Source organism: Rhodococcus sp. DT1 (assembly GCF_049844875.1).
Taxonomy (GTDB): Bacteria; Actinomycetota; Actinomycetes; order Mycobacteriales; family Mycobacteriaceae; genus Rhodococcus.
Genome location: NZ_JBNCLW010000002.1, coordinates 415,418 through 439,971, shown reverse-complemented (window position 1 = coordinate 439,971; position 24,554 = coordinate 415,418). Strand labels below are relative to the sequence as shown.

21 protein-coding genes and 3 riboswitches are annotated in these 24,554 nt (G+C 67.5%); of the genes, 4 read left to right on the top strand and 17 right to left on the bottom strand.

Going from position 1 to position 24,554, the window contains the following annotated elements; all coding sequences use genetic code 11:
- Positions 1-43: 43 nt before the first annotated feature.
- The 3 genes from ACLQ3J_RS06265 to thiO all read right to left on the bottom strand — a co-directional run bounded on the left by ACLQ3J_RS06265 (position 44) and on the right by thiO (position 2,128).
- Positions 44-844, bottom strand: coding sequence for a thiazole synthase (locus ACLQ3J_RS06265; RefSeq protein ID WP_296550902.1), 801 nt, complete (start codon positions 842-844; stop codon positions 44-46).
- Complete coding sequence (gene thiS, locus ACLQ3J_RS06260) at positions 837-1,067, bottom strand: sulfur carrier protein ThiS (protein WP_169619187.1); 231 nt, start codon at positions 1,065-1,067, stop codon at positions 837-839. Before thiS ends, ACLQ3J_RS06265 begins: the two co-directional genes overlap by 8 nt.
- Positions 1,064-2,128 carry a glycine oxidase ThiO gene (gene thiO / locus ACLQ3J_RS06255; RefSeq protein WP_425902581.1) on the bottom strand — a complete coding sequence of 355 codons (1,065 nt, stop codon included), beginning with the start codon at positions 2,126-2,128 and terminating at the stop codon, positions 1,064-1,066. Before thiO ends, thiS begins: the two co-directional genes overlap by 4 nt.
- Positions 2,125-2,237: riboswitch (TPP riboswitch) on the bottom strand. It overlaps the preceding gene by 4 nt.
- Before the next feature lie 28 nt (positions 2,238-2,265).
- On the opposite strand from thiO, the gene thiE reads away from it, so the two are divergent.
- Positions 2,266-2,958, top strand: coding sequence for a thiamine phosphate synthase (gene thiE, locus ACLQ3J_RS06250; RefSeq protein WP_169619183.1), 693 nt, complete (start codon positions 2,266-2,268; stop codon positions 2,956-2,958).
- 10 nt (positions 2,959-2,968) lie between these two features.
- Here the strand turns inward: thiE and ACLQ3J_RS06245 are convergent, their stop codons facing one another.
- On the bottom strand, positions 2,969-3,823 hold the full coding sequence (locus tag ACLQ3J_RS06245; protein WP_169619181.1) for an NUDIX hydrolase: 855 nt from the start codon (positions 3,821-3,823) through the stop codon (positions 2,969-2,971).
- A gap of 133 nt (positions 3,824-3,956) precedes the next feature.
- Between ACLQ3J_RS06245 and ACLQ3J_RS06240 the strand changes: the two genes are divergently transcribed.
- Genes ACLQ3J_RS06240 through ACLQ3J_RS06230 form a run of 3 tightly spaced genes read left to right on the top strand, consistent with a single transcriptional unit; the run spans position 3,957 to position 8,570 of the window.
- On the top strand, positions 3,957-5,312 hold the full coding sequence (locus ACLQ3J_RS06240; RefSeq protein WP_169651328.1) for a hypothetical protein: 1,356 nt from the start codon (positions 3,957-3,959) through the stop codon (positions 5,310-5,312).
- Positions 5,309-6,280, top strand: coding sequence for a glutamate ABC transporter substrate-binding protein (locus tag ACLQ3J_RS06235; RefSeq protein WP_169619178.1), 972 nt, complete (start codon positions 5,309-5,311; stop codon positions 6,278-6,280). Before ACLQ3J_RS06240 ends, ACLQ3J_RS06235 begins: the two co-directional genes overlap by 4 nt.
- 7 nt (positions 6,281-6,287) lie before the next feature.
- Positions 6,288-8,570: a tetratricopeptide repeat protein gene (locus tag ACLQ3J_RS06230; protein ID WP_425902577.1), complete on the top strand. Its 2,283-nt coding sequence runs from the start codon at positions 6,288-6,290 to the stop codon at positions 8,568-8,570.
- A 53-nt stretch (positions 8,571-8,623) separates the two neighbouring features.
- On the opposite strand, the gene ACLQ3J_RS06225 is transcribed toward ACLQ3J_RS06230, so the two are convergent.
- The 13 genes from ACLQ3J_RS06225 to ACLQ3J_RS06165 all read right to left on the bottom strand — a co-directional run bounded on the left by ACLQ3J_RS06225 (position 8,624) and on the right by ACLQ3J_RS06165 (position 24,023).
- Positions 8,624-9,814, bottom strand: coding sequence for an acetate kinase (locus ACLQ3J_RS06225; protein WP_169651578.1), 1,191 nt, complete (start codon positions 9,812-9,814; stop codon positions 8,624-8,626).
- A 14-nt stretch (positions 9,815-9,828) separates the two neighbouring features.
- Positions 9,829-11,913 (bottom strand): phosphate acetyltransferase, encoded by a 2,085-nt coding sequence (pta, locus tag ACLQ3J_RS06220; protein ID WP_425902576.1) that lies wholly within the window; start codon positions 11,911-11,913, stop codon positions 9,829-9,831.
- Between the two features lie 68 nt (positions 11,914-11,981).
- On the bottom strand, positions 11,982-12,995 hold the full coding sequence (fgd, locus tag ACLQ3J_RS06215) for a glucose-6-phosphate dehydrogenase (coenzyme-F420) (RefSeq protein WP_425902574.1): 1,014 nt from the start codon (positions 12,993-12,995) through the stop codon (positions 11,982-11,984).
- A gap of 100 nt (positions 12,996-13,095) precedes the next feature.
- Positions 13,096-14,241: an LLM class flavin-dependent oxidoreductase gene (locus ACLQ3J_RS06210; RefSeq protein WP_425902573.1), complete on the bottom strand. Its 1,146-nt coding sequence runs from the start codon at positions 14,239-14,241 to the stop codon at positions 13,096-13,098.
- Positions 14,238-15,008: a DUF1684 domain-containing protein gene (locus ACLQ3J_RS06205; protein WP_425902572.1), complete on the bottom strand. Its 771-nt coding sequence runs from the start codon at positions 15,006-15,008 to the stop codon at positions 14,238-14,240. The genes ACLQ3J_RS06210 and ACLQ3J_RS06205 overlap by 4 nt, the downstream gene beginning before the upstream one ends.
- Positions 15,005-16,375 (bottom strand): NtaA/DmoA family FMN-dependent monooxygenase, encoded by a 1,371-nt coding sequence (locus ACLQ3J_RS06200; protein ID WP_425902571.1) that lies wholly within the window; start codon positions 16,373-16,375, stop codon positions 15,005-15,007. The genes ACLQ3J_RS06205 and ACLQ3J_RS06200 overlap by 4 nt, the downstream gene beginning before the upstream one ends.
- Before the next feature lie 13 nt (positions 16,376-16,388).
- On the bottom strand, positions 16,389-17,495 hold the full coding sequence (locus ACLQ3J_RS06195; RefSeq protein WP_169651347.1) for an LLM class flavin-dependent oxidoreductase: 1,107 nt from the start codon (positions 17,493-17,495) through the stop codon (positions 16,389-16,391).
- Positions 17,485-19,095, bottom strand: a complete 1,611-nt coding sequence (locus tag ACLQ3J_RS06190) for a dipeptide ABC transporter ATP-binding protein (RefSeq protein WP_425902569.1) — start codon at positions 19,093-19,095, stop codon at positions 17,485-17,487. The genes ACLQ3J_RS06195 and ACLQ3J_RS06190 overlap by 11 nt, the downstream gene beginning before the upstream one ends.
- Positions 19,092-19,889 carry an ABC transporter permease gene (locus tag ACLQ3J_RS06185; RefSeq protein ID WP_425902753.1) on the bottom strand — a complete coding sequence of 266 codons (798 nt, stop codon included), beginning with the start codon at positions 19,887-19,889 and terminating at the stop codon, positions 19,092-19,094. The genes ACLQ3J_RS06190 and ACLQ3J_RS06185 overlap by 4 nt, the downstream gene beginning before the upstream one ends.
- 94 nt (positions 19,890-19,983) lie before the next feature.
- Positions 19,984-20,997 carry an ABC transporter permease gene (locus ACLQ3J_RS06180; RefSeq protein WP_425902567.1) on the bottom strand — a complete coding sequence of 338 codons (1,014 nt, stop codon included), beginning with the start codon at positions 20,995-20,997 and terminating at the stop codon, positions 19,984-19,986.
- 3 nt (positions 20,998-21,000) lie between these two features.
- Positions 21,001-22,641, bottom strand: a complete 1,641-nt coding sequence (locus ACLQ3J_RS06175) for an ABC transporter substrate-binding protein (RefSeq protein ID WP_425902565.1) — start codon at positions 22,639-22,641, stop codon at positions 21,001-21,003.
- Between the two features lie 75 nt (positions 22,642-22,716).
- Positions 22,717-22,818: a putative leader peptide gene (locus ACLQ3J_RS06170; protein WP_425902563.1), complete on the bottom strand. Its 102-nt coding sequence runs from the start codon at positions 22,816-22,818 to the stop codon at positions 22,717-22,719.
- Positions 22,819-22,823: 5 nt separating this feature from the next.
- A riboswitch (SAM riboswitch) is annotated at positions 22,824-22,917 on the bottom strand.
- A 62-nt stretch (positions 22,918-22,979) separates the two neighbouring features.
- Complete coding sequence (locus tag ACLQ3J_RS06165; RefSeq protein ID WP_425902561.1) at positions 22,980-24,023, bottom strand: LLM class flavin-dependent oxidoreductase; 1,044 nt, start codon at positions 24,021-24,023, stop codon at positions 22,980-22,982.
- Positions 24,024-24,301: 278 nt separating this feature from the next.
- Positions 24,302-24,395, bottom strand: a riboswitch (SAM riboswitch).
- Positions 24,396-24,554 lie beyond the last annotated feature (159 nt).

Sequence of the window (24,554 nt, the reverse complement as noted above, 5' to 3'; positions counted from 1 at the left end):
ACTCTGCACGATCGGGACCGCGCGCGCAGCTACCGCCCCGTCATCAGGGTTCGAGAGGCGACGACGCCTGCGCCCAGAACCGTTTCGGAATCCGTCCGGCATGGCGTGCGCGGAATCCCGCTTCGACCGCGTGCCGCATCGCCGAGGCCATCAACGCGGGTTCTTTCGCGCGCGTGACCGCGGTCGCGAGCAGCACTGCGTCGCAACCGAGTTCCATTGCGAGCGCGGCGTCCGACGCGGTGCCGATTCCGGCGTCCAGGATCACCGGCACCCCGGCCGCCTCGACGATCATCTCGATGTGATGCGGGTTCGCAATGCCCAGGCCCGTCCCGATGGGCGAGCCGAGCGGCATGACCGCGGCACAGCCGATGTCCTCGAGCCGGCGCGCGAGCACGGGATCGTCCGTCGTGTACGGCAGGACCACGAACCCGTCGTCGACCAATTGCTCGGCAGCCGCGACCAGTTCGATCGCGTCGGGGAGCAGTGTCCGCTCGTCGGCGATGACTTCGAGTTTGACCCAGTCGGTCTCGAGCGCCTCACGTCCGAGTTGCGCGGTGAGCACGGCTTCCTTCGCGCCACGGCAACCGGCGGTGTTCGGCAGCAGCGCGATCCCCAGCCGGCGCACCAGATCGAGGACACCGGTGCCCGATGTCGGATCGACGCGGCGCATCGCGACGGTCGTCAGTTCGGTTCCGGACGCGACCAGCGCGTCTTCCAGCGCAGCGAGACTCGCCGCTCCGCCCGTTCCGGTGATCAGCCGGGACCCGAAGGTGCGACCGGCGATGGTCAACGGCGGCAGGTCCGCGGCCGGGTCGCCGGAAGGGCCGTCGAGGAATTCAGCCACCCTGGACCGCCGTGAGAATCTCGATCTGTGCGCCCGCGGCGACCCGCTCGCTCCAGCGGCTGCGGGGGAACACCACGCCGTCGACTGCGACGGCGAGGCCCTTCTCGGGCAGCCCCATGCCTGCCAGCAGTTCCGACATCGTCGGTGCCACCGCGAAGTCTTTGTCCTCACCGTTGACGGTGACGCCCACCTGAGTTCGGTTCGACCCGGTTCCGTTGGTCATTGCGCTACCACTTCCGTAAATCGTTGAGGGGAAGCATGCTTCACCTCGGACAAGGGATCTTCGGACAATTCTGCGAGCACCGCGTCGACGGTCAGGGGTGTGAGCAGCACGCCGTTGCGGCCGTGTCCCGTCGCGGCGATCACGCGTTCCGACAACCGCCCGATGAGCGGAAGGTTGTCCGGTGTCATGGGGCGCAGTCCCGCGCTCGCCTCGTGGAGTTCGTACTCGCCGATCGCCGGCAGCAGTGCCTCCGCATCGGCGATCAGGTCGCGCACCCCCGCGACGGTCACCTGCGTATCCGCCGCCTCGTACTGGGTGGCACCGACCACGAGACCGTCACGGCGGGGTACCAGGTAGGCGGGTCTGCCGTGGACGTTGCCCCGGATGGTGCGCTCCGGAAGCGGAGTCGCTCCGGGACGCATCCGCAGCCGCAGGATCTCGCCCTTGACGGGCCGTACCGGCAGGGCCGGCCACAACCGGGAGGAGGCGGAACCGGCGGCGAGCACCACGCGATCGGCGTCGAGGTCGGCGAGGTCGGCGACCGGTGCCTCGGAGAATCGGACACCGGCATCGGCAGCGGCACGACGCAGGGCGACGACGAGCGCCCGGTTGTCCACGGACAATTCCGCCGACGCGAGCAAACCGAGACGGATGCGAGGCCCGAGGGACGGTTCGAGGTCTCGCACCTCCGCGCGGGAGAGCACCCTCATCTCGTGGCCCTGCGCCTGAACCCACTCGGCGACCGTGCGCAGGTCCGCGGCGTCTGCGGCGTCGAGAGCCACCGTCATCGACGCGGTGGAGGTCACCAGGTCGATGCCGGTCCCGGACCGGAGGAGTGCCGCGAACTCGGGCCAGCGCTGCAGCGACGCGGCACCGAGTTCGAGGACGTGGCCTTCGCCGGGCCACCCTTCGGACAACGGGGCGAGCATTCCGCCCGCCACCCAGGACGCACCCGAACCGGGGTCCGGATCGTGGACGGTGACGACATACCCCGAGCGGGCCGCGCGCCACGCGATCGACAGACCGATCACTCCGCCACCCACGACTGCCACTGTTGTCATCGGTCCACCTCACTCCCTGCGCCGGCATGATCCGGTTCAGGTCATAACGGTCGGGGCCGGCAGGCCCCCTCTCAGCCCCGTGTACCTCGGGACTCCCGTGTCGTATCTCGTCTACCCGAGAGGTTACCGTCTTGACCGTGACCACCTACCGCGGCAACCATCCCGACCCCCGTGGGCGTCTCGCGACCGCCCGGCTGTACCTGTGCACCGACGCGCGCCGCGACACCGGCGACCTCGCCCGTTTCATCGACGAGGCGCTGACCGGCGGTGTCGACATCGTTCAGCTGCGCGACAAGGGTTCGGCGGGTGAGAAGAAGTACGGCCGGCTCGAGGCGCGTGACGAACTCGCAGCCCTGTCCATCCTGGCCGACGCATGCGCGCGCCACGGTGCGTTGCTGGCGGTCAACGACCGAGCCGACATCGCCCTTGCCGCGGGTGCCGACATCCTCCACCTCGGCCAGGGCGACCTGCCGGTCGAGCATGCGCGAAGCATCCTCGGCGACGACATCGTGATCGGCCGGTCGACCGGCACCCGCGGGCAGGCGTCGCTCGCCGACATCGAAGAGGGAGTCGACTATTTCGCGTCGGGTCCGGTGTGGGACACCCCGACCAAACCGGGTCGTCCGGCAGCGGGCCTGAGCGTGCTGCGAGAGGTCCACAAGTCGCATCCGCGCAGGCCGTGGTTCGCGATCGGCGGGATCGATCTCGAGCGGCTGCCTCAGGTCCTCGACGCGGGCGCCACCCGGATCGCCGTCGTGCGGGCCATCACCGAAGCCGCCGATCCGCGCGCCGCCGCCGCAGCGCTGAAAGCCGCGCTGCCCACACCGTGAACGGTGCGCTCTAGAGCCACGCCAGGACAGCGGACGGGGGCAGTGTCACCGCGTTGCCGGGAAGCCGGTCACGAAGTCCGCGGTCGGCGGTGACCACGACCGTGACCCCCGGGTCGACCGCGGTCGCAGTACTTGCCGCGAGGCGGGCCAGTTCGTCGTCTCCGCTCCCCTCCGCGGTGTGCACGGGAATGCGGGCGTCGTCCGTCGCCGCACCGCGGGCAGCTCCTTCGAGGACCGCCTCGACCTGCGGCACCCACCCGAACAGGCCGTCCGGAAGCTCGACGGTCCGGGGAAGGACGGCGGCGAGATTCGCGAGCAGAGCACTCGTCGCGCCCGGACGATCCCGCCACCAGCCCGTCGGCCCGGTCGAGCCGAGGACATTCGCGGTGTCGAGCAGCATCCGTACCGGGCGGGTGCGCAGGGCCGGCCACGCCTCCGCGAAACCCGCGTGCAACGGCATCTCGCCGACCTGCTCTTCGGGCACCCAGCGGAGTTCGGTGCTCTCACCGTTGAGCGTGGTGTCGAGCGGAGCAGCAGCGTCGGCGACGACCGTGGTGTAGGTCCACCCGCCCACCGACCCGGAGGTGACCCGCACGGCACGCACGGCGAGTGCCGTCACCTCGATCCCGGCCTCCTCGTGCGCTTCGCGGACCGCCGCGTCGACGGTGCTTTCGTGCGAGTCGCGAGCGCCGCCGGGCAGTGCCCACGTTCCGCCCTGATGACTCCACGCCGCCCGGTGCTGCAGGAGAACAGCGGGAGTCCCGTCCGGAAGCGGCGCGCGCAGGAGCAATCCGGCGGCACCGTGCCGTCCCCACCGCTTGTCACCGTCCGGCCCGACGGCCCAGCCGTCCCCGTCACCGCGCATCCTGTCCGCTCCCTGGTCCCAGCCGTCACGGAAGTGCTCGGGCGAGGAGATCCCGTGTCCGTGGTCGGCACATTCTTTCGCGTGCTGCTTATATGCTCCACAAAACCGGCAACCTGAGAAGGGGGGTTATGCGGTGGATATTCGCCTGACCCCTACTGTTCTACCGGTCGAGAACCACAACCAGCGTACCGAGGATCCCAAGAACCCGGTTGTACGCGCTGCCCGCCGACGCGGCAGCACGTTGCAGTCCACTCCCGTGCTCTTCGCGGTCCTCGCGGGTGTGCTCGCCGTCCTGCTCGTCGCGTCGTGCGTGGTGACGGTGCAACTCGTGGGCGCACGGCAGGACACGCACGGCCGGCTCCTCGCGACGACCGAACCGCTCGCGAACGCTTCCCAAAACCTGTACAGCGCGCTGTCCGTCGCGGACGCCGCCGCGGTGACAGGGTTCATCTCCGGGGGCATCGAGCCCGCCGAGGTTCGGGAGCGTTATCTCGACGCCCTCGCCGAGGCCTCCGACCATCTCGTGATCGCCGCGGCCGGTCTCACCGCGGACCAGGCCCACAGCACCCGCAACCTCACCGAGATCGGACGCATGCTGCCCGTCTACACCGGGCTGATCGAGACCGCGCGCGCCAATTCGCGCGTCGGCAATCCCGTCGCCTCCGCCTACCTCGGGGAAGCGTCGTACATGATGCAGTCCGTGTTGCTTCCCGCGGCGCAGGAACTGCAGTCGGAAGGGATCTCCGCGGTCGAGGCCACGCAGCGTGCCGCGGTGCGGCCACCCTGGCCGGCGATCGGACTGCTGCTCGTCACCGTCGCCGCGCTCGTCGCGGTTCACATGCTGGTCAGCCGCAAAACCCGCCGCACGTTCAATCTCGGTCTGCTGGTGGCCATCGCCGCGGCCGGGTCGCTGCTCGCCTGGCTTCTCGTCGCGGGACTGGTGTCCTCCGACGCCACCGAACGCGCCCTCGAACAGGGCGCCGAACCATTGGCGGTCCTCACGGAGAGCAGAATCCTCGCCCAGCAGTCACGCACCGCCGAAACGCTGCTGCTGGCGCAACGCCACTCCACCGGCGCGTACGACGGAACGTACGGCGAGCGGATCACCCGGCTCGGGGAACTTCTCGAACGGTACGGCGGCGCCGACCCGACCGAAGCCGGGGCCGAAGCGGTACAGCGTGCGCAGGCAGCCCGCGACGCGTGGATCAATTCTCATGCGCGCACGACGGACGCTCTCGAACGCGGCGACTACGAGGCCGCCGTCGTCCTGGTGATCGGACCCGGCCCGGACGAATCCACCGCACAGTTCACAACACTCGACGGTGCCCTCTCGACCGCCATCGCAGAATCACGTACCGAACTACGCGACAACGAGTCCCGTGCCTCCCGCACATTGTCGGGGCTCGTTCCGGCCGCCGTGATCCTCGTCGTCATCGCGCTCACGGGAAGCGGCATCGGACTGTGGCGACGGATCAGGGAGTACCAATGAGATCGCGCCGCACCTCCGCCTTCGCCGCTGCACTGTGTGCCACTGCTGCTCTCGTATCCTCTTGCGGCACACAGCCTTCCCCTGGTCCATCCGTCGTCGAGACCGCCGAGAGAACCTTCCCGCTTCCGGAAGGCGCCAGGATCGCCGAACCGTCCGGGCCGACATCCGCCTCACCGGAATGCGGTGACCCCACCGCGAGCCTGCGCCCGAACGGCGCCGACTCCGGACCGACCCTCGACGCGATCCGCGCCCGGGGCCGCCTGATCGTCGGACTCGACGCCGGGAGCAATCTGCTGAGTTATCGCGACCCCACCACCGGTGACATCACCGGCTTCGATGTCGACATCGCTCGTGAAATCGCCCGTGATCTCCTCGGCAGTCCCGAATCGGTCGATTTCCGGATTCTCAGTTCCGCCGAGCGCGAGGAGGCGCTGCAGACTTCGACGGTGGACATCGTGGCGAAGACGATGAGCATCACGTGCGCGCGTCGCGAACTCGTGGACTTTTCCACAACCTATCTGCGCGCCGAGCAACGTGTGCTCGTGGTCAGAAATTCCGGGATCCGCAACGTCTCCGACCTCGTGGGGCGACGCGTGTGCATCGTCGACGGCACCACTTCGCTCGAGCGGATGCGCGAGGTACAGCCGTCCGCGTCGATTCTGACGGTCCCGTCCTGGGCGGACTGCCTGGTGGTGCTCCAGCAACGGCAGGTCGACGCCGTGAGCACCGACGACACGATCCTGGCGGGCTTCGCCGCCCAGGACCCGTACGTCGAAGTCGTCGGGGACTCGCTGCGCACGGAACCGTACGGAATCGGGATCACCCGGGGCAACGACGACCTGGTTCGGTTCGTCAACCGCACACTGGAACGTATCCGCTCGGACGGCACCTGGACCGCACTCTACGACAGGTACCTTTCGGTACTGGGGCCCGCGCCGGAGCCACCGGCACCCACGTATGTGGATTGAGGAAGTGATGTCCGCCAACCGCACGCCCGACGACGCAGATTCCGCTTCCGCGAGCGCGCAGAGCGAGACCGCGCCGGGGCAGGGAACGCAGCGGGCCCCGCTCCCGGCCACGGGTCCGTCCGAGCGTTCGATTCCCTCTCAGCGTTCCTCGAGCCGGCGTACCCGGCCGCGCGGAACGGGCCGTCGCCGCATCGCAGGACTGGTCGACGTCCCGGTCGCTGCGCCACAGGACCCGATGCACGCCGTGCTGCGCACGCCGCATGTCGCGGAGGGGAAACGGTTCTGCTGGAAGTGCGGCGAACCGGTCGGGCGCAGCACACCGTCCGGCCCGGGACCGACAGCGGGCACCTGCCCGCGGTGCGGGTCGCCCTACTCCTTCACCCCTGTCCTGCAGCGCGGAGACCTCGTGGCGGGCCAGTACGAGATCCAAGGGTGCCTCGCGCACGGCGGGCTCGGCTGGATCTACCTCGCTGTGGACCGCAATGTCAGCGATCGGTGGGTTGTCCTCAAGGGTCTGCTGCACTCGGGTGATGCGGAGACGCAAGCCGTCGCGGTCGCCGAGCAGCAATTCCTCGCGGAAGTCAGCCACCCGAGCATCGTGCGCATCTACAACTTCGTCGAGCACCCACTCCCCGACGGCACGCCGATGGGTTACATCGTCATGGAGTACGTCGGCGGGCACACGCTGAGGGAAGTCCTCGACACGTACTCGAAGCCACAACGGATGCCGGTGGAGCAGGCCATCGCCTACATGCTGGAAGTTCTTCCGGCGCTGCAGTATCTGCACGAGATCGGTCTCGTCTACAACGACCTCAAACCCGAGAACATCATGGTGACCGACGAGCAACTCGAACTGATCGACCTCGGCGCCGTGGCAGGCATCGAGGACTACGGGTACCTGTACGGCACCCCCGGATATCAAGCTCCCGAAATCGTGCGGACGGGTCCCACCGTCGCCAGCGACATCTACACCGTGGGCCGCACGCTCGCGGTACTCACCTTGGAAATGCCCTCGGAGAAGGGCCGGTACCTCGACGGACTGCCCACACCGGCAAAGGCTCCGTTGCTCGCCGAATTCGACTCGTTCCACCGCCTGCTCCTGCGCGCGACGAACGCGGATCCAGCCCTGCGGTTCTCGTCGGCCGACGAGGTTGCCGGCCAGCTCACCGGAGTGCTCCGTGAAATCCTGTCGCAGCAGACCCGCACCGAACATCCCGGGTTCTCCACGATGTTCAGCCCGCAACGCACGACCTTCGGCACCGATGAGGATGTGGCTCGCACCGACGCGCTTGCCGACGGAGTCGATCGTACGGTGGTGCTCTCCCCTCGCGCCGTTACGGCGGCGCTGCCCGTGCCGCTGCTCGACCCCGCGGATCCGAGTGCCGCCCTTCTCACCGCAGCCGTGCACAGCGAACCCCAGCAGACCCTCGACTCGTTGCGGCACGCCCGAGACAACGGACTCGAGCGCGTGTCCGGAACCACCGACGCCGCGTTCTCCCGCGAGATCACTCTCGCCGAAGTGCGGGCCAATCTGGATCTGGGGCGCGGCGAACAAGCCATCGAGATCCTCACCCGGCTCGAACGAGAGACCGGCGCCGATTGGCGTATCGACTGGTACGCCGGTAACGCTGCCCTGCTACAAGAAGACTACGAAGGCGCATTCGCCCGCTTCGATCGGGTGCTGCAGGCATTGCCGGGTGAACTCGCACCCAAACTCGCGCTGGCCGCCACCGCGGAATTGACGCTCGAACACTGGGAGAGCGATGATCCCGCGTCCTGGCGTGCCTTCTGCGAGAACTTCTACCGCACGGTGTGGCGCACCGACCACAGCGTGGTCAGTGCCGCCTTCGGCCTCGCCCGCCAACTCGCGGGCAGCGGCAGGACCGGCGACGCGGTCGACGTCCTCGACCAGGTTCCCCACACGTCACGACACCACAACGTCGCGAACATGACCGCAGCGCTGATCTTGCTGCGTCACGGCAACATCGACGAGCTGACCGATGCCGACCTCTTCGACGCCGCGAAGCGTGTGTCGTCGTTGCCCGCCGACGAGGGCCGCGCCCTGCAGATGCGTGCCCTGGTTCTCGGCACCGCCCTCGAATGGATCCGGGCCGGACGATCCCCCCGGCGTGACCACGGCCGGATCCTCGACAGCCGGTTCACGGAGAACGGTCTGCGCCGCGGCACCGAAGCCGCCCTTCGCGAACTCGCCCGCAAGTGCCCCGAGCGCGCGCATCGCTACGTCCTGGTCGATCTCGCGAACGCCATCCGTCCCCGCAGCCTGATCTGACAGCGTTGTTGATCCGACACCGCTGTTGATCCGACGCCGCTGCTGGGCCTCCGTTACGCGAATTCCGCAGCGGCGCGGGCGATCGCGAGTTCCTCGTTCGTGGGGATGACCAAGACCTCGACCTCCGACTCGTCTGCGGAGATCCGCCGCTCCCCCTTGCCGGGGGCTGCGTTGCGTTCGAGGTCGACGACGATGCCGAGCCGTTCCAGGCCCGCGAGCGCGTCACGCCGGACATCGACATTGTTCTCGCCCACGCCGGCGGTGAAGATGATCTGATCGGCGCCACCCAACTCGAAGACGTACGCACCGATGTACTTCCGCAACCGGTGCACATAGACGTCGTACGCGATCTTCGCGTCTTCGTCGCCTTCGTCGATGAGGTTCAGCAGCGCGCGGAAATCGTTCACACCGGAGAGTCCCCGGAGTCCGGAGCGCCGGTTGAGCAGGTCGTCGATCGCGTCGACCTTCATTCCCGCGACCCGATTGAGGTGCATGACGACGCCGGCGTCGATATCACCCGTTCGCGTACCCATGACGAGGCCCTCGAGAGGAGTCAACCCCATCGACGTATCGATGGGACGGCCACCTTCGATGGCCGACGCGGATGCGCCGTTGCCGAGATGCAGCACGATCTGGTTCAGTTCGGCCTGGTCGCGACCGGTGAACGCTGCCGCGCGCTGTGAGACGTATTCGTGCGACGTCCCGTGGAATCCGTATCTCCGGATGTCGTGCTCGCGAGCGATGTTTCGCTCGAGTGCGTACGTTGCGGCTGCCGCGGGCAGCGCGTGGAAGAACGCGGTGTCGAAGACCGCGACGTGCGGGATGTCGGGCAGTTCCTCGCGCGCGACCTCCATCCCGATGGCGTTCGCCGGATTGTGCAGGGGCGCGAGGATGGACAACTCGGCCACGGCCTTCACCACGTCGTCGTCGACGAGGGCAGGTTCGTGGAACACGGTGCCGCCGTGAACAACCCGATGCCCGACGGCTGCGATACCGGCTTCCTGCAGCGGCCTGCCCAGCGTCTCGAGCATGTCCAGCACCGTGCGTAAGCCGGCCCGGTGGTCGCGGATCTCGCCCACCCGCTCCTCGGTTCCGGTGGTGTGGTGGAAGATGATCCGCCCCTCCGGCTCGCCGATGCGCTCGATGAGTCCGTGCGCTACAGCTTCACCGCTTTCGGGGTGAATGAGCTGGAACTTGATCGACGACGAACCCGAATTGAGTACCAGGACGGTCCCCTCGGTCAACGAGGTGGATGTGCTCACGATTCTTCTCCCTGCGCCTGAATTGCCGTGATCGCGATGGTGTTGACGATGTCCTGGACCAACGCCCCGCGCGACAGATCGTTGACCGGCTTGTTCAGCCCCTGCAGCACCGGCCCGATCGCGACGGCTCCGGCACTGCGTTGCACCGCCTTGTAGGTGTTGTTGCCGGTATTGAGGTCAGGGAAGATGAACACCGTGGCTCGCCCGGCTACCTCCGAATCGGGAAGCTTCGCGCTCGCGACGGTCGGTTCGATCGCCGCGTCGTACTGGATCGGCCCTTCCACCGCGAGGTCCGGGCGGCGCTCCCGGACGAGGGCCGTGGCGGTGCGCACCTTGTCGACATCCGCGCCCGAACCCGATTCTCCGGTCGAATACGACAGCATTGCGATACGTGGTTCGATTCCGAATTTCGCCGCCGTCGCCGACGACGAGATGGCGATGTCCGCAAGCTGGTCGGCGGTGGGCGCGGGTACGACCGCACAGTCGCCGTACGCGAGGACCCGGTCGGACAGGCACATCAGGAAGATGCTCGACACCGTCGACACTCCGGGCTCGGTCTTGATGATCTCGAACGACGGGCGGATGGTGTGCGCGGTGGTGTGCGCGGCGCCGGACACCATTCCGTCGGCCAGTCCGAAATGCACCATCATCGTTCCGAAATACGAGACGTCCCGCATGATTTCGGTCGCGCGGTCGAGAGTCATGCCCTTGTGCTGACGAAGCTTGTGGTACTCCTCGGCGAAGCGTTCGCCGAGTTCGGATGTGCGCGGATCGATAATCTGTGCACCGGAAATGTCCACTCCGAGCTGGGCAGCGCGCTGCCGGACCGCGGGCTCGTCACCGAGAATCGTGAGATCCGCGATGTGCCGTTGCAGTACCCGCCCCGCAGCCCGCAGGATGCGGTCGTCCTCGCCTTCGGGAAGCACGATGTGCCGTGGTGCACTGCGGGCACGGTCGATGAGCTGATACTCGAACATCTGCGGAGTGGTGACCGACAGCCGGGGCAGCCGCAACCGTTCCAGCAGCGCGGCAGTGTCGACGTGCTGTTCGACGAGAGCGAGCGCGGTGTCGATCTTGCGCTGCGCGCCGAGCGCCATGCGTCCTCGGGTGCGGTCCGCTGCCGAAGCGGTATCGAAGGTTCCGAGGTCGGTGGTGAGGATCGGCAGATTCGAGCCGAGACCGGACAGGAGCTGGGCGATGGCGGGGTGCGGAAGCAGTCCGCCGTTCATGATGATGCCCGACAGCGTCGGAAAGCCATCTGCCGCATTGGCGTTGACGAGCGTCAGGATGACGTCCGAGCGGTCCGCCGGTGCGATGACGACGACACCCTCGGTGATGCGTTCGAGAATGCGTTCGGCGGTCATGCCGCCGACCATGATGCGTAGTGCTTCCCGCTGCAGCAGGTCGGGGTCGCCGCTGTAGAGCTTGCCGCCGATCGCGGTCTGCAGTTCGGCGACGGTCGGTGCGTTGAGAATCGGCACTTCCGGCAGGGTCCATACCGGTTCCTTCCGGCCGCCGAGTGCGGCAGCGACCTCCTCGAGCGCCTCCGGTGGACACCGGTTCACGACGATGGCGCTCAGGTGCGCGTGGTGGAACGCGAGTTCGCTCGCGCACAGGTCGGCGAGGTGGGCGATCTCGTCGGGGGTGCGGCGCGCGCCGCGGAGCACCAACAGCACGGGCGCGTCGAGGTTGGCGGCGATGCGTGCGTTGTAGGCGAGTTCGCTGGGGTTGGCGATTTCGGTGAAGTCGCTGCCGACGACCACCACGGCGTCGCACCGGTCGGCGACGGCGTGGTACTTGGTCACGATGTCGCCGAGCGCCGCCTCGGGGTCGGCGTGCACTTCGTCGTAGGTCACGCCGACGCAGTCGTCGTAGCTGAGATCCGCGGTGGTGCGCTCGAGCAGCAGTTCCAGGATGTGGTCGGTGTCGCTGTCGGATCGAGCGATGGGCCGGAAGACACCGACACGGGCGGTGGAAGCACACAATGTCTGCAGCAAGCCCAGGGCCACCGTCGACTTCCCGGTGTCGCCTTCCGGGGCTGCGATGTAGATGCTCGATACGGAATCTTCAGCAACACTCATGGTTGCCACCCTAGTGCGGGGTGTCCCCGGAGAGAGGACACCCCGCGTCTACTCGCGTGGGAATCCGGTCAGGCGAGTGCGCGCAACCGCGGCGCCAAATCCCGCTCGAACAACTCCAAAAACCGCTTCTGATCATGACCCGGCGCATGAAACACCAGATGATTCAACCCCGCATCCACATACGCCCGCACCAACTCCACCGCCTCATCCGGATCCGACGCGACAATCCACCGCTTCGCGACCTGCTCGATCGGCAACGCATCCGCCGCCGCCTCCATCTCCATCGGATCATCGATGCTGTGCTTCTGCTCCGGCGTCAACGACAACGGCGCCCAGAACCGGGTGTTCTCCAACGCCAACTCCGGATCGGTGTCGTACGAAATCTTGATCTCGATCATCTTGTCGATCCCCGCGACATCACGCTCGGCCTTCGCCGCACCCTCCGCCACCGCCGGCAACAACTTCTCCGTATACAACTCCATGCCCTTACCCGACGTGCAGATGAACCCATCCCCCGCCCGGCCCGCATAGCGCGCCACCACCGGACCACCCGCCGCCACATACACCGGAACCCCACCCTCGGGCACGTCGTAGATCGACGCCCCCTTCGTCGAATAGAACTCCCCCTCGAAATCGACCCGATCTCCCAGCCACAACTGCCGCATCAACGCCACCGACTCGCGAAGACGCGCGAAGCGTTCCTTGAACTCCGGCCATTCACCGGCATAGCCGGTGGCGATCTCGTTGAGTGCTTCACCGGTCCCCACGCCCAAGAACACCCGCCCCGGATACAGACACCCCATCGTCGCGAACGCCTGCGCGATCACCGCCGGGTTGTACCGGAACGTCGGAGTCAGCACCGACGTCCCCAACTGCAACCGCTCGGTGCGCTCGCCCACCGCGGTCATCCACGCCAGCGAGAACGGGGCATGCCCACCGTTGTGCCGCCACGGCTGGAAATGATCCGACACCGTCGCAGAATCCATCCCGTGCGCCTCGGCGAGCACTCCGAGTTCGACCAGCTCACGCGGCCCGAACTGCTCCGCCGACGCCTTGTATCCCAGCTTCAGTTCCTGTGCCACCGAAATCCTCCGACCGTCGTAGTGCAACTTCCCCCGAGTATGCCCCTCTGGTCGAGACCGGTGTGGCGCCCGAAACTCCCCCGTGGAAACCGGATGCCGGTCAAGCGGCGCGCAATTTCCGCAACCCCCATTCGCGCGCCAGCAGTTCGTACGAGCGCAACCGGTCCTCGTGCTTGTGCGTCACCGACGTCACCACCAGTTCGTCGGCGCCGGTCACCCGCCGCAACGAGTCGAGGCGATCGGCGACCACATCCGGCGACCCGACGAACTGGGTGATCAGCCGATCGTCGACGACAGCGCGTTGGTCGTCGGTCAGGGGCGGCGCACTGGTGGGATCGGGATACGGCACGGCGCCGTGCCCGCTCCGGATGCTGTGGGTCCAGTGCCCGTAGGTCGAGGCCAGCTCCCGAGCGGTCGCGTCGTCTTCGGCGACGACCGCATCGGCGGACACCACGACGTACGGTTCCGACAGAACCGCCGAAGGCTGGAACGCTGCCCGGTATGCGTCGACCGCGTCGACCGTGGTGCCCGGACTCACGTGGTAGTTGGCTCCGAACGGCAGCCCGAGCCGGCCCGCCAGGTCCGCCGACGGCCCCGCACTCGAACCGAAGAGCCACACTTGAAGGTCGGCGTTCTCGCCGGGGGTGGCGTGCAGGTCCGTTCCGTCCGGTGCGGTGAACGTGCCCTGGAGGAACGCGAGGATGTCGCCGACCTGGCTGTCGAATTCCGGAGCCTGCGCTCCCGGTTGCTGCAATACCCCGAAGCTCGCGGCCAGCCGCGACGAGGACAGCAGTGCCGCAGGCGAGAAGGGCGGCGGGATGACGAGTCCGTCCCGGACTTCGACCGGACGGGACGGTTCGGGTGCTGCGGACGCAGCGGCGGCGAGAGCTTCGGCCCGTCGCTGTCCCGACCTGCCCAGTCCCAGATCGATCCGTCCCGGATACAGAGCGTCGAGCGTCCCGAACGCCTCGACGATCCCGACGGCGGTGTTGTGGCCGAGTTGCACGGCGGCAGCCCCGACCCGGATCGTCTCTGTCGCAGCAGCTATGGCGCCGATCAGCACGACCGGCGACGACGACGCGACAGCCACGAAGTGATGCTCGGCGACCCAGTACCGCCGGTAGCCCCATGCCTCCGCGTGACGCGCCAGATCGATGCTGTTGCGCAGCGCCTGCGCAGCGGTCGACCCTTCACTGACCGGAGAGAGGTCGAGGATGGACAGGGGCACCGGGTTCGGCGCGCTCATGCCGGTGCCCCGCCGGTACGCGGGTTTCGCTCACCTGCGTCGACTGCGAACGGCAGACGGTTCTCCGGAGGCGCGATCGGGCACGTGGCCGCGTCGGTGAAAGCGCACGGTAGGTTCGCGGCTCGCGTGAAATCCAGTACGACGCTTCCGTTCCCGGTTCGTTCTGCACGGAGAGTCCTCGCAGCCGGATAGGTGGTGACACCGCTGGTCGCGTCGGTGAACAGGATCTGCAGCGGCCCTTCGGCGTCCCCGAAGGCGACGAGTTCGTGTTCGGCACCGTCGTGGCGGAAACGGACGACGCCGGCCGCACGGTGGTGGTGTTCGAGTCCGTCGACGACCGCGCCGGTGGTGACGACGCGCTCGTCGGTGAACGGGGTGAACCGTCCTGTCAGTCGCCACGCCGGATCCGGGGGGTACGCCGGGATGTGCGTGAACGACGAGAGGGCGGGAGCCTCGCGGTCGTGGATGCGTATACCGAATCGTCCGGTGCGCTGGATGACCTCGACGAACCCTCGATCGAACTCCACTTCCGCGCCGGGAGCACCTTCGGCGGGTTCGAGCCGTGTGATCTCCCCGTCGAGATCCCGGACCACGGTCGTGCCGGCGACGTGCCAGCGTCCCGGCACCTCCTCGAATCGTGTGGGGGTGCTGTCGAGCCAGTGCAAGGCGGTCAGGCTCAGCCAGCCGAGGGGCCGACGGAGGCTTTCGTTGCGCTCGGTGTGCCACTGTTGCCAGTCGGCGACGAACCGGTCGAGTGTCGTGGTCACGATGCACGGACTCCTTCTGTGACGGTGTGCGGGTCGGCCACTCCGAGGTGGCCGCGCAAGGTAGTGGTTTCGTAGTCGGCACGGAAACTGCCGCGCTCTTGGAGGAGTGGCACGACCTGGTCGACGAAGTCGTCCAGTCCTCCGGGTGTCAGGTGCGGGACGAGGATGAAGCCGTCGCTCGCGTCGGTCTGCACATAGAGATCGATCTCGTCGGCGACCTGCTGCGGCGTCCCGACGAACTGCTGGCGTGCGGTGGTCTCGATGACGAGTTCACGGATGCTCAGGTTCTCGGCGTCCGCCTTCGCCTTCCAGGCCCGCGCGACTGCGAGCGGGTCCTTGGCGTGACGCACCCGGCCACGGGTGATGGTGACGTTGTCTTCCGGGTCCACATCGGGCAGCGGGCCGTCGGGGTCGTAGGACGAGAGGTCCTTGCCCCAGATCTGTTCGAGGAACGCCAGGGCGGTCTGCGGACCGACCTGTTGCAGCCGGATGTGCCGGGCGCGTTCCTGCGCGTCTTCGGGCGAGTCTCCGAGTACGAATGTCGCGGCGGGGAGAATCTTCAGGTCGTCGTGGGTCCTGCCGTACTTGGCGAGCCGGCTCTTGACGTCCGTGTAGAACGCGCGCCCTTCCTCGAGGGTGCCGTGCCGGCTGAAGATGGCGTCGGCCCGGGCGGCACCGAATTCGCGGCCCTCGTCGGAGTCCCCGGCCTGCAGCAGTACGGGATGACCCTGCGGGCTGCGCGGAACCTCGAAGCGTCCGGTGATGTCGAACTGGGTGGAATGGATCTCGGCGGGCGTGATCGCCTCGTCGGATGCGAATACTCCACCGGCGCGGTCGATCACCGGGCTCCGGTCACTCCAGCTGTCCCAGAGTGTGCGGACCGCGTCGACCACCTCGTGCGCCCGGACGTATCGCTGAGAGTGATCGAGGTATCCGCCCCGCCGGAAGTTCTCACCCGTGAACGCGTCGGAGGATGTCACGAGATTCCACGCGGCCCGACCGTCGGAGAGGTGATCGAGAGTGGCGAACTGCTTGGCCAGTTCGTACGGCTCGTTGAACGTGGTGTTGATCGTGCCGGCCAGACCCAGGTGGGTGGTGGCGCCGGCCAGCGCCTCGAGCACGGTGAGCGTGTCCGGTCTGCCCACGACGTCGAGGTCGTGGATGCGGCCGCGGTGTTCCCGCAATCGCAATCCTTCGGCGAGGAAGAAGAAGTCGAACTTTCCGCGTTCGGCAGTGCGAGCGAGATCCAGGAACGACGCGAAGTCGATCTGGCTCTTCGAGGCAGGGTCGGCCCAGACGGTCGTGTTGTTGACGCCCGGAAAGTGCGCCCCGAGGTGTACCTGTTTGCGGATCGTGTTGCGGGACACTGGTGTCAGCCCTTCAGTGAGTGGGAGCGAAGCGGTTGGCGGGTCGGACGAGGCCGAGTCGGTCGCGCAGTGTGCCCGCGGCGGGTTCGACGGTCGGCCGCAGCACGGGCAGCACGTCGTCGACGAGGTGATGCACGGTGGACACCAGTGCGAGAGGCCGGAGAACGACGCCGTCCACACCGTGCACCAGCTCGAGCAGGTCCACGAAGCCGGCCGACGTTCCGCGATGGAACACGGTGCCGGGCCGGTATTCCGCACCGGTCCAGCGCTCGAGCTGAGCGAGGTCTGCCGCAGCGTCGTCCTCGCTCGCGGCGAGCAGCAGATCCACGTCGAGAAGGATGTGGACGCGACGGCCGTCCGCGGCGGCGCGCACGCGGTCTGCGAGATCTGCCGCCGCTCGCAGGTCCGCCGCGAGAATCCGTACGAGATCGGCTCGCGCAGCGGCGAAGTCGAAGGAGTGCTCGTCGGTGATCGTGACCGCGACGAGCGGCTGGCCCTGGGGGGACCGCGGCGTGATCGACGGACCTTTGACCGAGAAGTATTCACCCTCGAAATCGATGTAGTGCAGCTTGTCGCGGTCGATGAACCGGCCCGTCTCCACATCCCGTATCTCGGCGTCGTCCTCCCAGCTGTCCCACAGTCGGGAAGCGACCTCGGCGGCCTCGTGGGCTTCCGCCCACAGCGAGCCGTCGTGCTGGGCCTCTTTGCGCCCGAACAGCCGTGCCGGAGTGCCACCCCGGGTCACCGCGACCTCCCATCCCGCGCGGCCGAGTGTGGTGTGGTCGATCGTCTGGATCGCCTTGGCCACGTGGAACGGTTCGGTATGGGTCACAGTCGCGGTGGGGATCAGTCCGATCCGGGACGTAGCGGTGGACAGCCGTGCAGCAACACCGACCGCTTCGAGGCGACCCCGCACGGTGTTCTCGGCGGAGGTGACTCCGAAGTCGTCGGGAAGGAAGGCGAAGTCGACACCCGCCTTGTCGGCACTCCCGACGAGGTCGCTCCAGTACCGCGAGGTGAACAGATCCTCGGCGCGCGAATCATCGCGTCGCCACGACGCGGGATGGAGACCGGTGCCCGCGAATTCGACGGCGAGCAGCAATTCCGAACTATCGGGCATGACGAACCTTCCCTGGGATGGCGTCGAGCAACGTCTTGGTGTACTCGTGCCGTGGGTTGTCGAAAATATCGGTGGTGGTGCCGTATTCGACGACATCGCCGGAACGCATCACCGCGACGGTGTCGCTGATGTGGCGGACGACGGCAAGGTCGTGGGAGATGAACAGGTAGCTCACACCGAGCTCGTTCTGCAGTTCGGTGAGCAGATCGAGGATCTGGGCCTGAACCGAGACGTCCAGTGCGGAGACCGGTTCGTCGAGCACCACGAGTTCCGGCTGCAGCGCGAGGGCTCGCGCAATTGCGACGCGCTGACGTTGGCCGCCCGACAACTCGGCAGGCTTGCGCTCGAGGTGGGACGGCGCCAGCGCCACCTGGTCGAGAAGCTCCGCGACTCGGGCACGACGCTCTGCCCGGGTTCCGATACCGAAGGCGTCGAGCGGTTCGGCGACGATCTCACGTATCCGCAGTTTCGGGTCGAGCGAGGCGTACGGGTTCTGGTGGACGATCTGCACCCGCCGCCGCAACGCCCGCAGTTCACGGCCACGCAGCGCGGTGATGTCGCGCCCGTTCAGCTTGACCGTTCCGGTCGTTGCGGTCTCGAGCCGGATCGCGATCCGCGCCACCGTCGACTTCCCCGATCCTGATTCCCCCACCAGCGACAGCGTCCGGCCGCGGTGCACATCGAACGACACGTCCCGCACCGCCTCGAGCGAGGATGTCCGGCCGATGCGGAAGGTCTTCGACACGCCGGAGACGGACAGGATCGGATCACCACCGCGGTCCCGGCCGACGCGACGAGGCGCATCCGCCGAGTTCGGTGCCGCAGCGATCAACGAACGCGTATATGCGTGTTGCGGGTTGTCGAGCACCTGGAGCGCCGACCCGGTCTCGACGATCCGTCCGTCCTTCATCACGACGATGCGGTCGGCACGGTCCGCGGCGACACCCAGATCGTGGGTGATCAGAAGAACAGAGGAACCGGTTTCCGCGATCCGCTCCTCGAGGTGGTCGAGGATCCGTCGCTGCACCGTGACATCGAGTGCGCTCGTCGGCTCGTCGGCGATGACCAGTTCGGGGCGGCATGCGAGGGCGATACCGATGAGCACCCGCTGTCGTTGCCCGCCCGAGAGATCCTGCGGGTACTGCTCGGCACGCAGTTCCGGGTGGTCGAGGCCGGCCTCGTCCAGAATCCGCAGAGCGTCGATCTTCGCGGTGCGGCGATCCGCACGGCCGTGAATCCGCAGCACTTCGGCGATCTGGTCGCCGACTCGGACGACCGGGTTCAACGAGGTGGCAGGGTCCTGGGGAACCAGGCCGATGCGCGCGCCCCGAAGTCGTGTCCACGCTCGTTCGGGGAGGTCGTCGAGGCGCTGCCCGTCGAACACGACCGAGCCACCGGTGACCCGGCCGCTCCCCGACAGCAGTCCGAGAATCGCGTGCGCTGTGGTCGATTTGCCCGATCCGGACTCGCCCACCACGGCCACGACCTCGCCGCGAGAGACGGAGAAGTCGATTCCGTCGACGGCAGCGACCGTATCCCGCCCGGAGCCGTACACCACGCGCAGATCGCTGACCTCCAGGAGAGGACGGGTCGTGCTCATCGGGTTCCTCGTTTCTCGACGGCGTGGCCTATGCGGTGAGCAGCGAGCACCACCGCGACGATCACGAGTCCGGGCAGAGTGGTCATCCACCATGCGGTCGCCAGATAGTTGCGGCCTTCCGAAATCAGCGACCCCCACTCGGGTGTGGGCGGCACCGCGCCGAAGCCGAGGAAGCTGAGCGACGAGACCGCCAGCACGGCCATGCCGAATTCGACTGCGGCGAGGGCGAGGACCGGCGCGTATGAATTGCGGAGCACGTGACGTCGCAGCACCGAGTGGCGGCGTGCGCCGGAGGCGAAGGCCGCTTCGACATACAGTGCGCGCCGCACTCGCAGCACCTCCGAGCGCATCACACGAGCAAAATTGGCGACGAGCCCCACACCCACGGCGATCGCCACGTTCACGGTGCCGAACCCCAGTGCGGTGACGAGTGCGAGCGACAGCAGGAGAGCGGGAATCGACAGCAGCACATCGACGATACGCATGAGCACCGCGTCCAGCACGCCGCCGACCACGCCGGAGAGCAGCCCGATCGCCGAGCCCGCGACGAGTGCGATTCCGACGGCGAGGAGGGTGGCGGTGAGCGACAGCGCCGACCCGTGCACGACCCGTGTGTAGACGTCGCGGCCGATGTTGTCGGTGCCGAACCAGTGTGCGAGGCTCGGGCCCTGTAGTTTCTCGGCGGGTATCCCCACCAGCGGGTCGCCGGAGGCGAAAACGGACGGGAAGAGCGCGAACCCCACCGCCAGCAGCAGCACGCCCGCGGAGACCACGACGACCCCGTGGCGCCGCACCTGCGCCGGCACTGCACGCCACTGCCACGGACGGCCCACCGCTGTTCCTCGCCAGGGCGAGGTGCCCGCGTGGAGTCCTTCCCGAGTCAGAGTGTCAGACAAGAGCCTTCACCTCCAGGTCGGCGTCGTGCGCGGCGGGGGCGCGCTCGACCTCCGGCGCGACGCCCTGTCGCCGGCGGGCGCCGACGATCCGCGGGTCGATCAGCGGGTACAGCAGGTCCACGGCGAGATTGACGAGAACGAACACGGCCGCGGAGAACACGACGATGCCTTGCACCACCGGAATGTCCTGAGCCATCACCGACATCTGTGTCAGCCGGCCGATACCGGCGCGGGAGAACACCGTCTCCACCACGACCGACCCCGCGAGCAGCGACCCGACGAGGACGCCGGCGATCGTGAACGCCGGAATGCTCGACAGTCTCAGGGCGTGCCGCATCTGGATACGCAGGCGGGAAGCCCCTTTCGCCCGAGCCGCTTCGATGAAGGGTTGGCGCCACGTCGAGGTGAGGCTTGCGGCGAGTACCTGTGCGATCACCGCCGAGACCGGCAGCGCCAGCGTGATCGCAGGCAGAATCAGATGTTCGATGCTCTGATCCCCGAATGCCGGCACAAGCTTCAAACGGAACGAGAAGACCTGGAGCAGGATCAGCCCCACCCAGAAGGTCGGGACCGCGACACCAAGTGGGGGCACGGACAGCAGCGCGTTGCGCAGCCAGCCGATGCGGGTGTACGTCGCGAGCAGTGCAACCGCCGTTCCCCCCACCACCGCCGCCGTCAATGCCGTGGAGGCGAGGACCACCGTGCTCGGAAGTGCGGCGCCGATCGCGTCGGTCACCGACTGCCCGGTCGAGATGGACGTCCCGAAGTCGCCCCGGATCGCGCTGCCCAGGGCATTCCGGTACTGCGTCCACACAGGCTGGTCGAGTCCATACCTGGCCTGCAGTTCGGCGATCGCCGCGGCGTCGACGGGAGTGCCGTTGTCAGCCGACGCGGCCATACTCACCGGGTCGGACGGCAGCAGATAGAGGACACCGAACGACACGGTGAACGCAGCCCACAGCACACCGGCCGCCTGCAGAACGCGGGATACGAGATAGCGCACCACGATCTACTCGCTCAGCCAGGTGTCGAAGAATTGCAGTCGCGCCGACGCCTCGAACGCGAGATCCTGCACGTTCGGGCCGACACCGATCGCCTGTGACAGCTCGACCGTGGGGATCCACAGACCGTCGTCGAGCACGAGCTGCTGTGCCTGCCGGATCAATTCCGCACGCGCCGCCGGATCGGTGGTCGTCAATTGAGCGGTCAGCACCTCGTCGAGCTGCGGGATCGGTCCGCGCCGGTTGATATTGCGGCCGTCGAGCCCGAAGGCCGTGCGCAGGATGTCACCGTCGGCGCGGGTGCTGTTGTAGTACGACGACTCGTACTCACCCGAGTTCTGCCGGGCGGTTTGCTCCGGCATGGATTGCAGGTCGAGTTGCAGGTCCACGCCGACGGCACGAAACTGCTGCTGGATGAGTTCGAGGATCGCCTGGTTGCCCGCGAACACGGGACTGAACAGCACGGGGAAACTCAGCTGCTGTCCGTCCTTGACCCTGATCCCCTCGGCGCCGGGAACCCATCCGGCCTCGTCGAGGATGCGTTGCGCGTTCTCCGGGTCGTAGGTGACGTCGTCGAGCGCGGCGTAGCCGGGGGTGGCCGAGGCCAGTGTGCTCGTCGCCGGCTTGAAGTCGGGTCCGAGAACGGTATCGACGAGTTCCTGCCGGTTGATCGCCGGGACGAGCGCGGCGCGGACCGCGGGATCGGTGAGCACCCCACGAGTGACGTTGGGCTGGAAACCGAAAGGAATTCCGGGATTCGACGTGGTGAGAATGCCTCCACCGGCACCCTCGATCTGGGGGGCGTCCTGCGGCAGCGCGTCCGAGATCGCGTCGAGCTGTCCCGACGCGAGAGAACCTGTGCGCACACCGGATTCGGGAACGATCGAGAATTCGATGCGATCGAGATACGCCTCGCCGTCGTGCGCGAAGGCATCCGATCCCCACGAGTATCCGGCACGTTTGACGAGGGTCACGGACTTGTCCTGCTGGTAGTCCTCGAGCACGAAAGGCCCGGTTGCGGAAAGATCTCCGGCGCAACGCTCCTCGGCGCTCTTCGCCGCGTCCTTGTCGGAGAGCAGACCGAGTTGCAGTGTCGCGGTGGCTTGGAGGAACGGAGCGTTCGGCGCGGAGAAGTTCACCTGTGCGGTGTGGTCGTCGACGACGGTGGTGCCGGTATAGCCCGCCAGGTAGCCGACGGCGCTCGGAGCCTTGACGCCGCCGATACTGTGCACGATCGCGTCGAAATTGTTCTTGACCGAGCTCGCGGTGAAAGGTGTTCCGTCGCTGAAGGTCACGCCGTCCCTCAGCCTGAAGGTGAACTGTGTGGCGTCGGCGTTGGCATCCCAGCTTTCGGCGAGCCACGGCACGATCTCACCGGTGTCGGGATTCTGATCGGTGAGTGAGTCGACGATCTGACGTGCGACGTAGATGGTCTGGTTGGTGCCGGCCTGGGCGGGATCTGCGCAGGTCGGCGCCTGCGACAGTCCGTACCGCAGTGTTCCGCCGGGCTGTGGGGTGCCACCAGCGGGGGTGGCTGCCGACGAATCGGACCCGCACGCGGTCAGGCCGACGGCAAGTGCCGACGCGGTGAGGGCGACGACGACCCGACGGGAAGCGGTTATGGACGAAAGTGGCACCTGTGGCTCCATGTTCTCGGCACGACCCCGGCAGCCGCGCGAGTGCGGGGCGGCCGGGTCGGAGTAGACGTGTTGCGGGAGAATCCTTTACGAAGCGGGGACCGCGCGACGGCGACAGAGTGCGCCGCTGTGCCGGCACAGGTCGACGTGCCGGCGCGACCACGATCGCACCGAGGGACGATTCCTCATGCTGTCCTCCATCGTTCCCGGCGGTAGCACCCTCACCTGCGGGGCAGGGGGTTGCTGCGACGTCATCGAGCCGGGTCTCTCGGTCGCTCTGGATGGTCGTCGCAGACGCTACGCATCCCGCTGCGGTGGGCACACGCTTACGCTCACCGTGATCGAAACTCCTACCGGGCGACGAGCCGGCCGGGGATCGCCGCTCGCAACGCCGGCGCGACCTCGCTCTGGAACAGTTCGAGACTTGCGCGTTGCTCTGCGGTGGTGAGGCCGCCGCGGTCTGCGGTGACGTGCATGACCTCGTGCCCGAGCCGTTCGTGATAGCGCAGCACCTTGTCGATCACCTGCTGCGGGCTGCCGATGAGCGCGGAACTGCGCTCGACGAAGTCCTCCACGGTGTCGAAGACGCTCGGCTGGCCGGCCGCGTGCGCAAGTCGCAACCGTTGGTCGAACAACGGGCGGAACCGATCGACCGCCTCCTGCGACGTCCGCGTCACGTACAGCCCCGCCGTTCCCGCGCCCACCCGGGCGGACGCGGGGTCGTGCCCGTACTCCGCCCAGCGCTGCCGGTAGTAGTCGATGAGCTCGGCATAGGGCTCGATCGGATTCGTCACGTTGGCGGAGAACACCGGGTCGCCGTATCGTGCCGCCAGATCGACCGATTCCCGGCTCGTCGCGCTTCCGTGCCAGATCGTCAGGCGGCGTTGCAGCGGGCGGGGGACGGTGACCGCATCGGCTAGCGGCGGGCGGAAGCGCCCCTCCCATGTCACGGTCTCGTTCTCCCACAGCAGCCGGAACAGTTCGTAGCCTTCACGATTGCGGTCCCACTGATCGTCGGGGGTGACGTGGAACAGTTCCGCTTGTGCGGTGCCGTTGCCCTTGCCGATCATCAGGTTCAGACGGCCGCCGGACAGATTGTCCAGGGTCGAGTAGTCCTCGAACGCGCGCACCGGATCGAGCAGACTCAGCGTGGTCACTCCGGTCCACAGTTCGAGCGTCGACGTGCGTGCGGCAATGTTGCTGAGCACGACCGGCGGCGACGACGACAGAAACGGGTGCTCGTGCCGTTCCCCGACCGCGAAGCCTTCGAACCCGAGTTGTTCGGCCAGCACCGCCGTCTCCACCACCTCGCGAAGTCGTTCTGCCGGACCGAGCAGGTCTCCGGTTGCGGGGTCGGGTTGGTGGGTGATCAAGCTCAGCAACAGGAATCTCACGCGGACTCCACCTTTCGGGTCAGGATTCTCTCGAACGGGTGTGGGCCGATCTCCTCGGCGGGGCGGGTTCTGCGAGGCGATGCGGCAAGTCCCCGCAGGCGATGCGGGGCGGACGTCGTACGGCTCCCCATCACCGAACAGGTTCGTGGAATCCACGGGTGGGAGCGACGACGAGATTCGAGTCGTCCAGATGCTCGTGGACCGGGATGGTCGTGCGGAACTCGGCCGGCGCGCTCACGCCGACCCACTGCGGGCAGGAGACGTCATGGTGGATCTACCTTCCATCGGTCCCGGCGGTAGCACCCGCACCCGATGTCGGGAGGGTTGCTGCGACGTCATGGAGCCGGGTCTCTCGGTCGCTCTGGATGGGACTGCGCGGAACAGAAGAATCGGGCACACACGTGGACTGCGATGAACTGTGGACCATGAGATCGCTGCGCACACCCATTCGGATCGACCTGATTCCAAGCCTCGCGGAACATTCCAATCCGCCGCCGCGGAAGCCGCTGGTGCGCAACGATGGAGCACGTG

Excerpts from the sequence above, each read along its gene's own strand:
- thiS (WP_169619187.1), bottom strand. The coding sequence starts at position 1,067 with ATGACCAACGGAACCGGGTCGAACCGAACTCAGGTGGGCGTCACCGTC.
- ACLQ3J_RS06195 (WP_169651347.1), bottom strand. The coding sequence starts at position 17,495 with ATGCCCGATAGTTCGGAATTGCTGCTCGCCGTCGAATTCGCGGGCACC.
- ACLQ3J_RS06175 (WP_425902565.1), bottom strand. The coding sequence starts at position 22,641 with ATGGAGCCACAGGTGCCACTTTCGTCCATAACCGCTTCCCGTCGGGTC.
- pta (WP_425902576.1), bottom strand. The coding sequence starts at position 11,913 with ATGAGTGTTGCTGAAGATTCCGTATCGAGCATCTACATCGCAGCCCCG.
- ACLQ3J_RS06245 (WP_169619181.1), bottom strand. The coding sequence starts at position 3,823 with ATGCGCGGTGACGGGGACGGCTGGGCCGTCGGGCCGGACGGTGACAAG.
- ACLQ3J_RS06170 (WP_425902563.1), bottom strand. The coding sequence starts at position 22,818 with ATGAGGAATCGTCCCTCGGTGCGATCGTGGTCGCGCCGGCACGTCGAC.
- ACLQ3J_RS06230 (WP_425902577.1), top strand. The coding sequence starts at position 6,288 with ATGTCCGCCAACCGCACGCCCGACGACGCAGATTCCGCTTCCGCGAGC.
- thiO (WP_425902581.1), bottom strand. The coding sequence starts at position 2,128 with ATGACAACAGTGGCAGTCGTGGGTGGCGGAGTGATCGGTCTGTCGATC.
- ACLQ3J_RS06210 (WP_425902573.1), bottom strand. The coding sequence starts at position 14,241 with ATGAGCGCGCCGAACCCGGTGCCCCTGTCCATCCTCGACCTCTCTCCG.
- ACLQ3J_RS06190 (WP_425902569.1), bottom strand. The coding sequence starts at position 19,095 with ATGAGCACGACCCGTCCTCTCCTGGAGGTCAGCGATCTGCGCGTGGTG.
- ACLQ3J_RS06235 (WP_169619178.1), top strand. The coding sequence starts at position 5,309 with ATGAGATCGCGCCGCACCTCCGCCTTCGCCGCTGCACTGTGTGCCACT.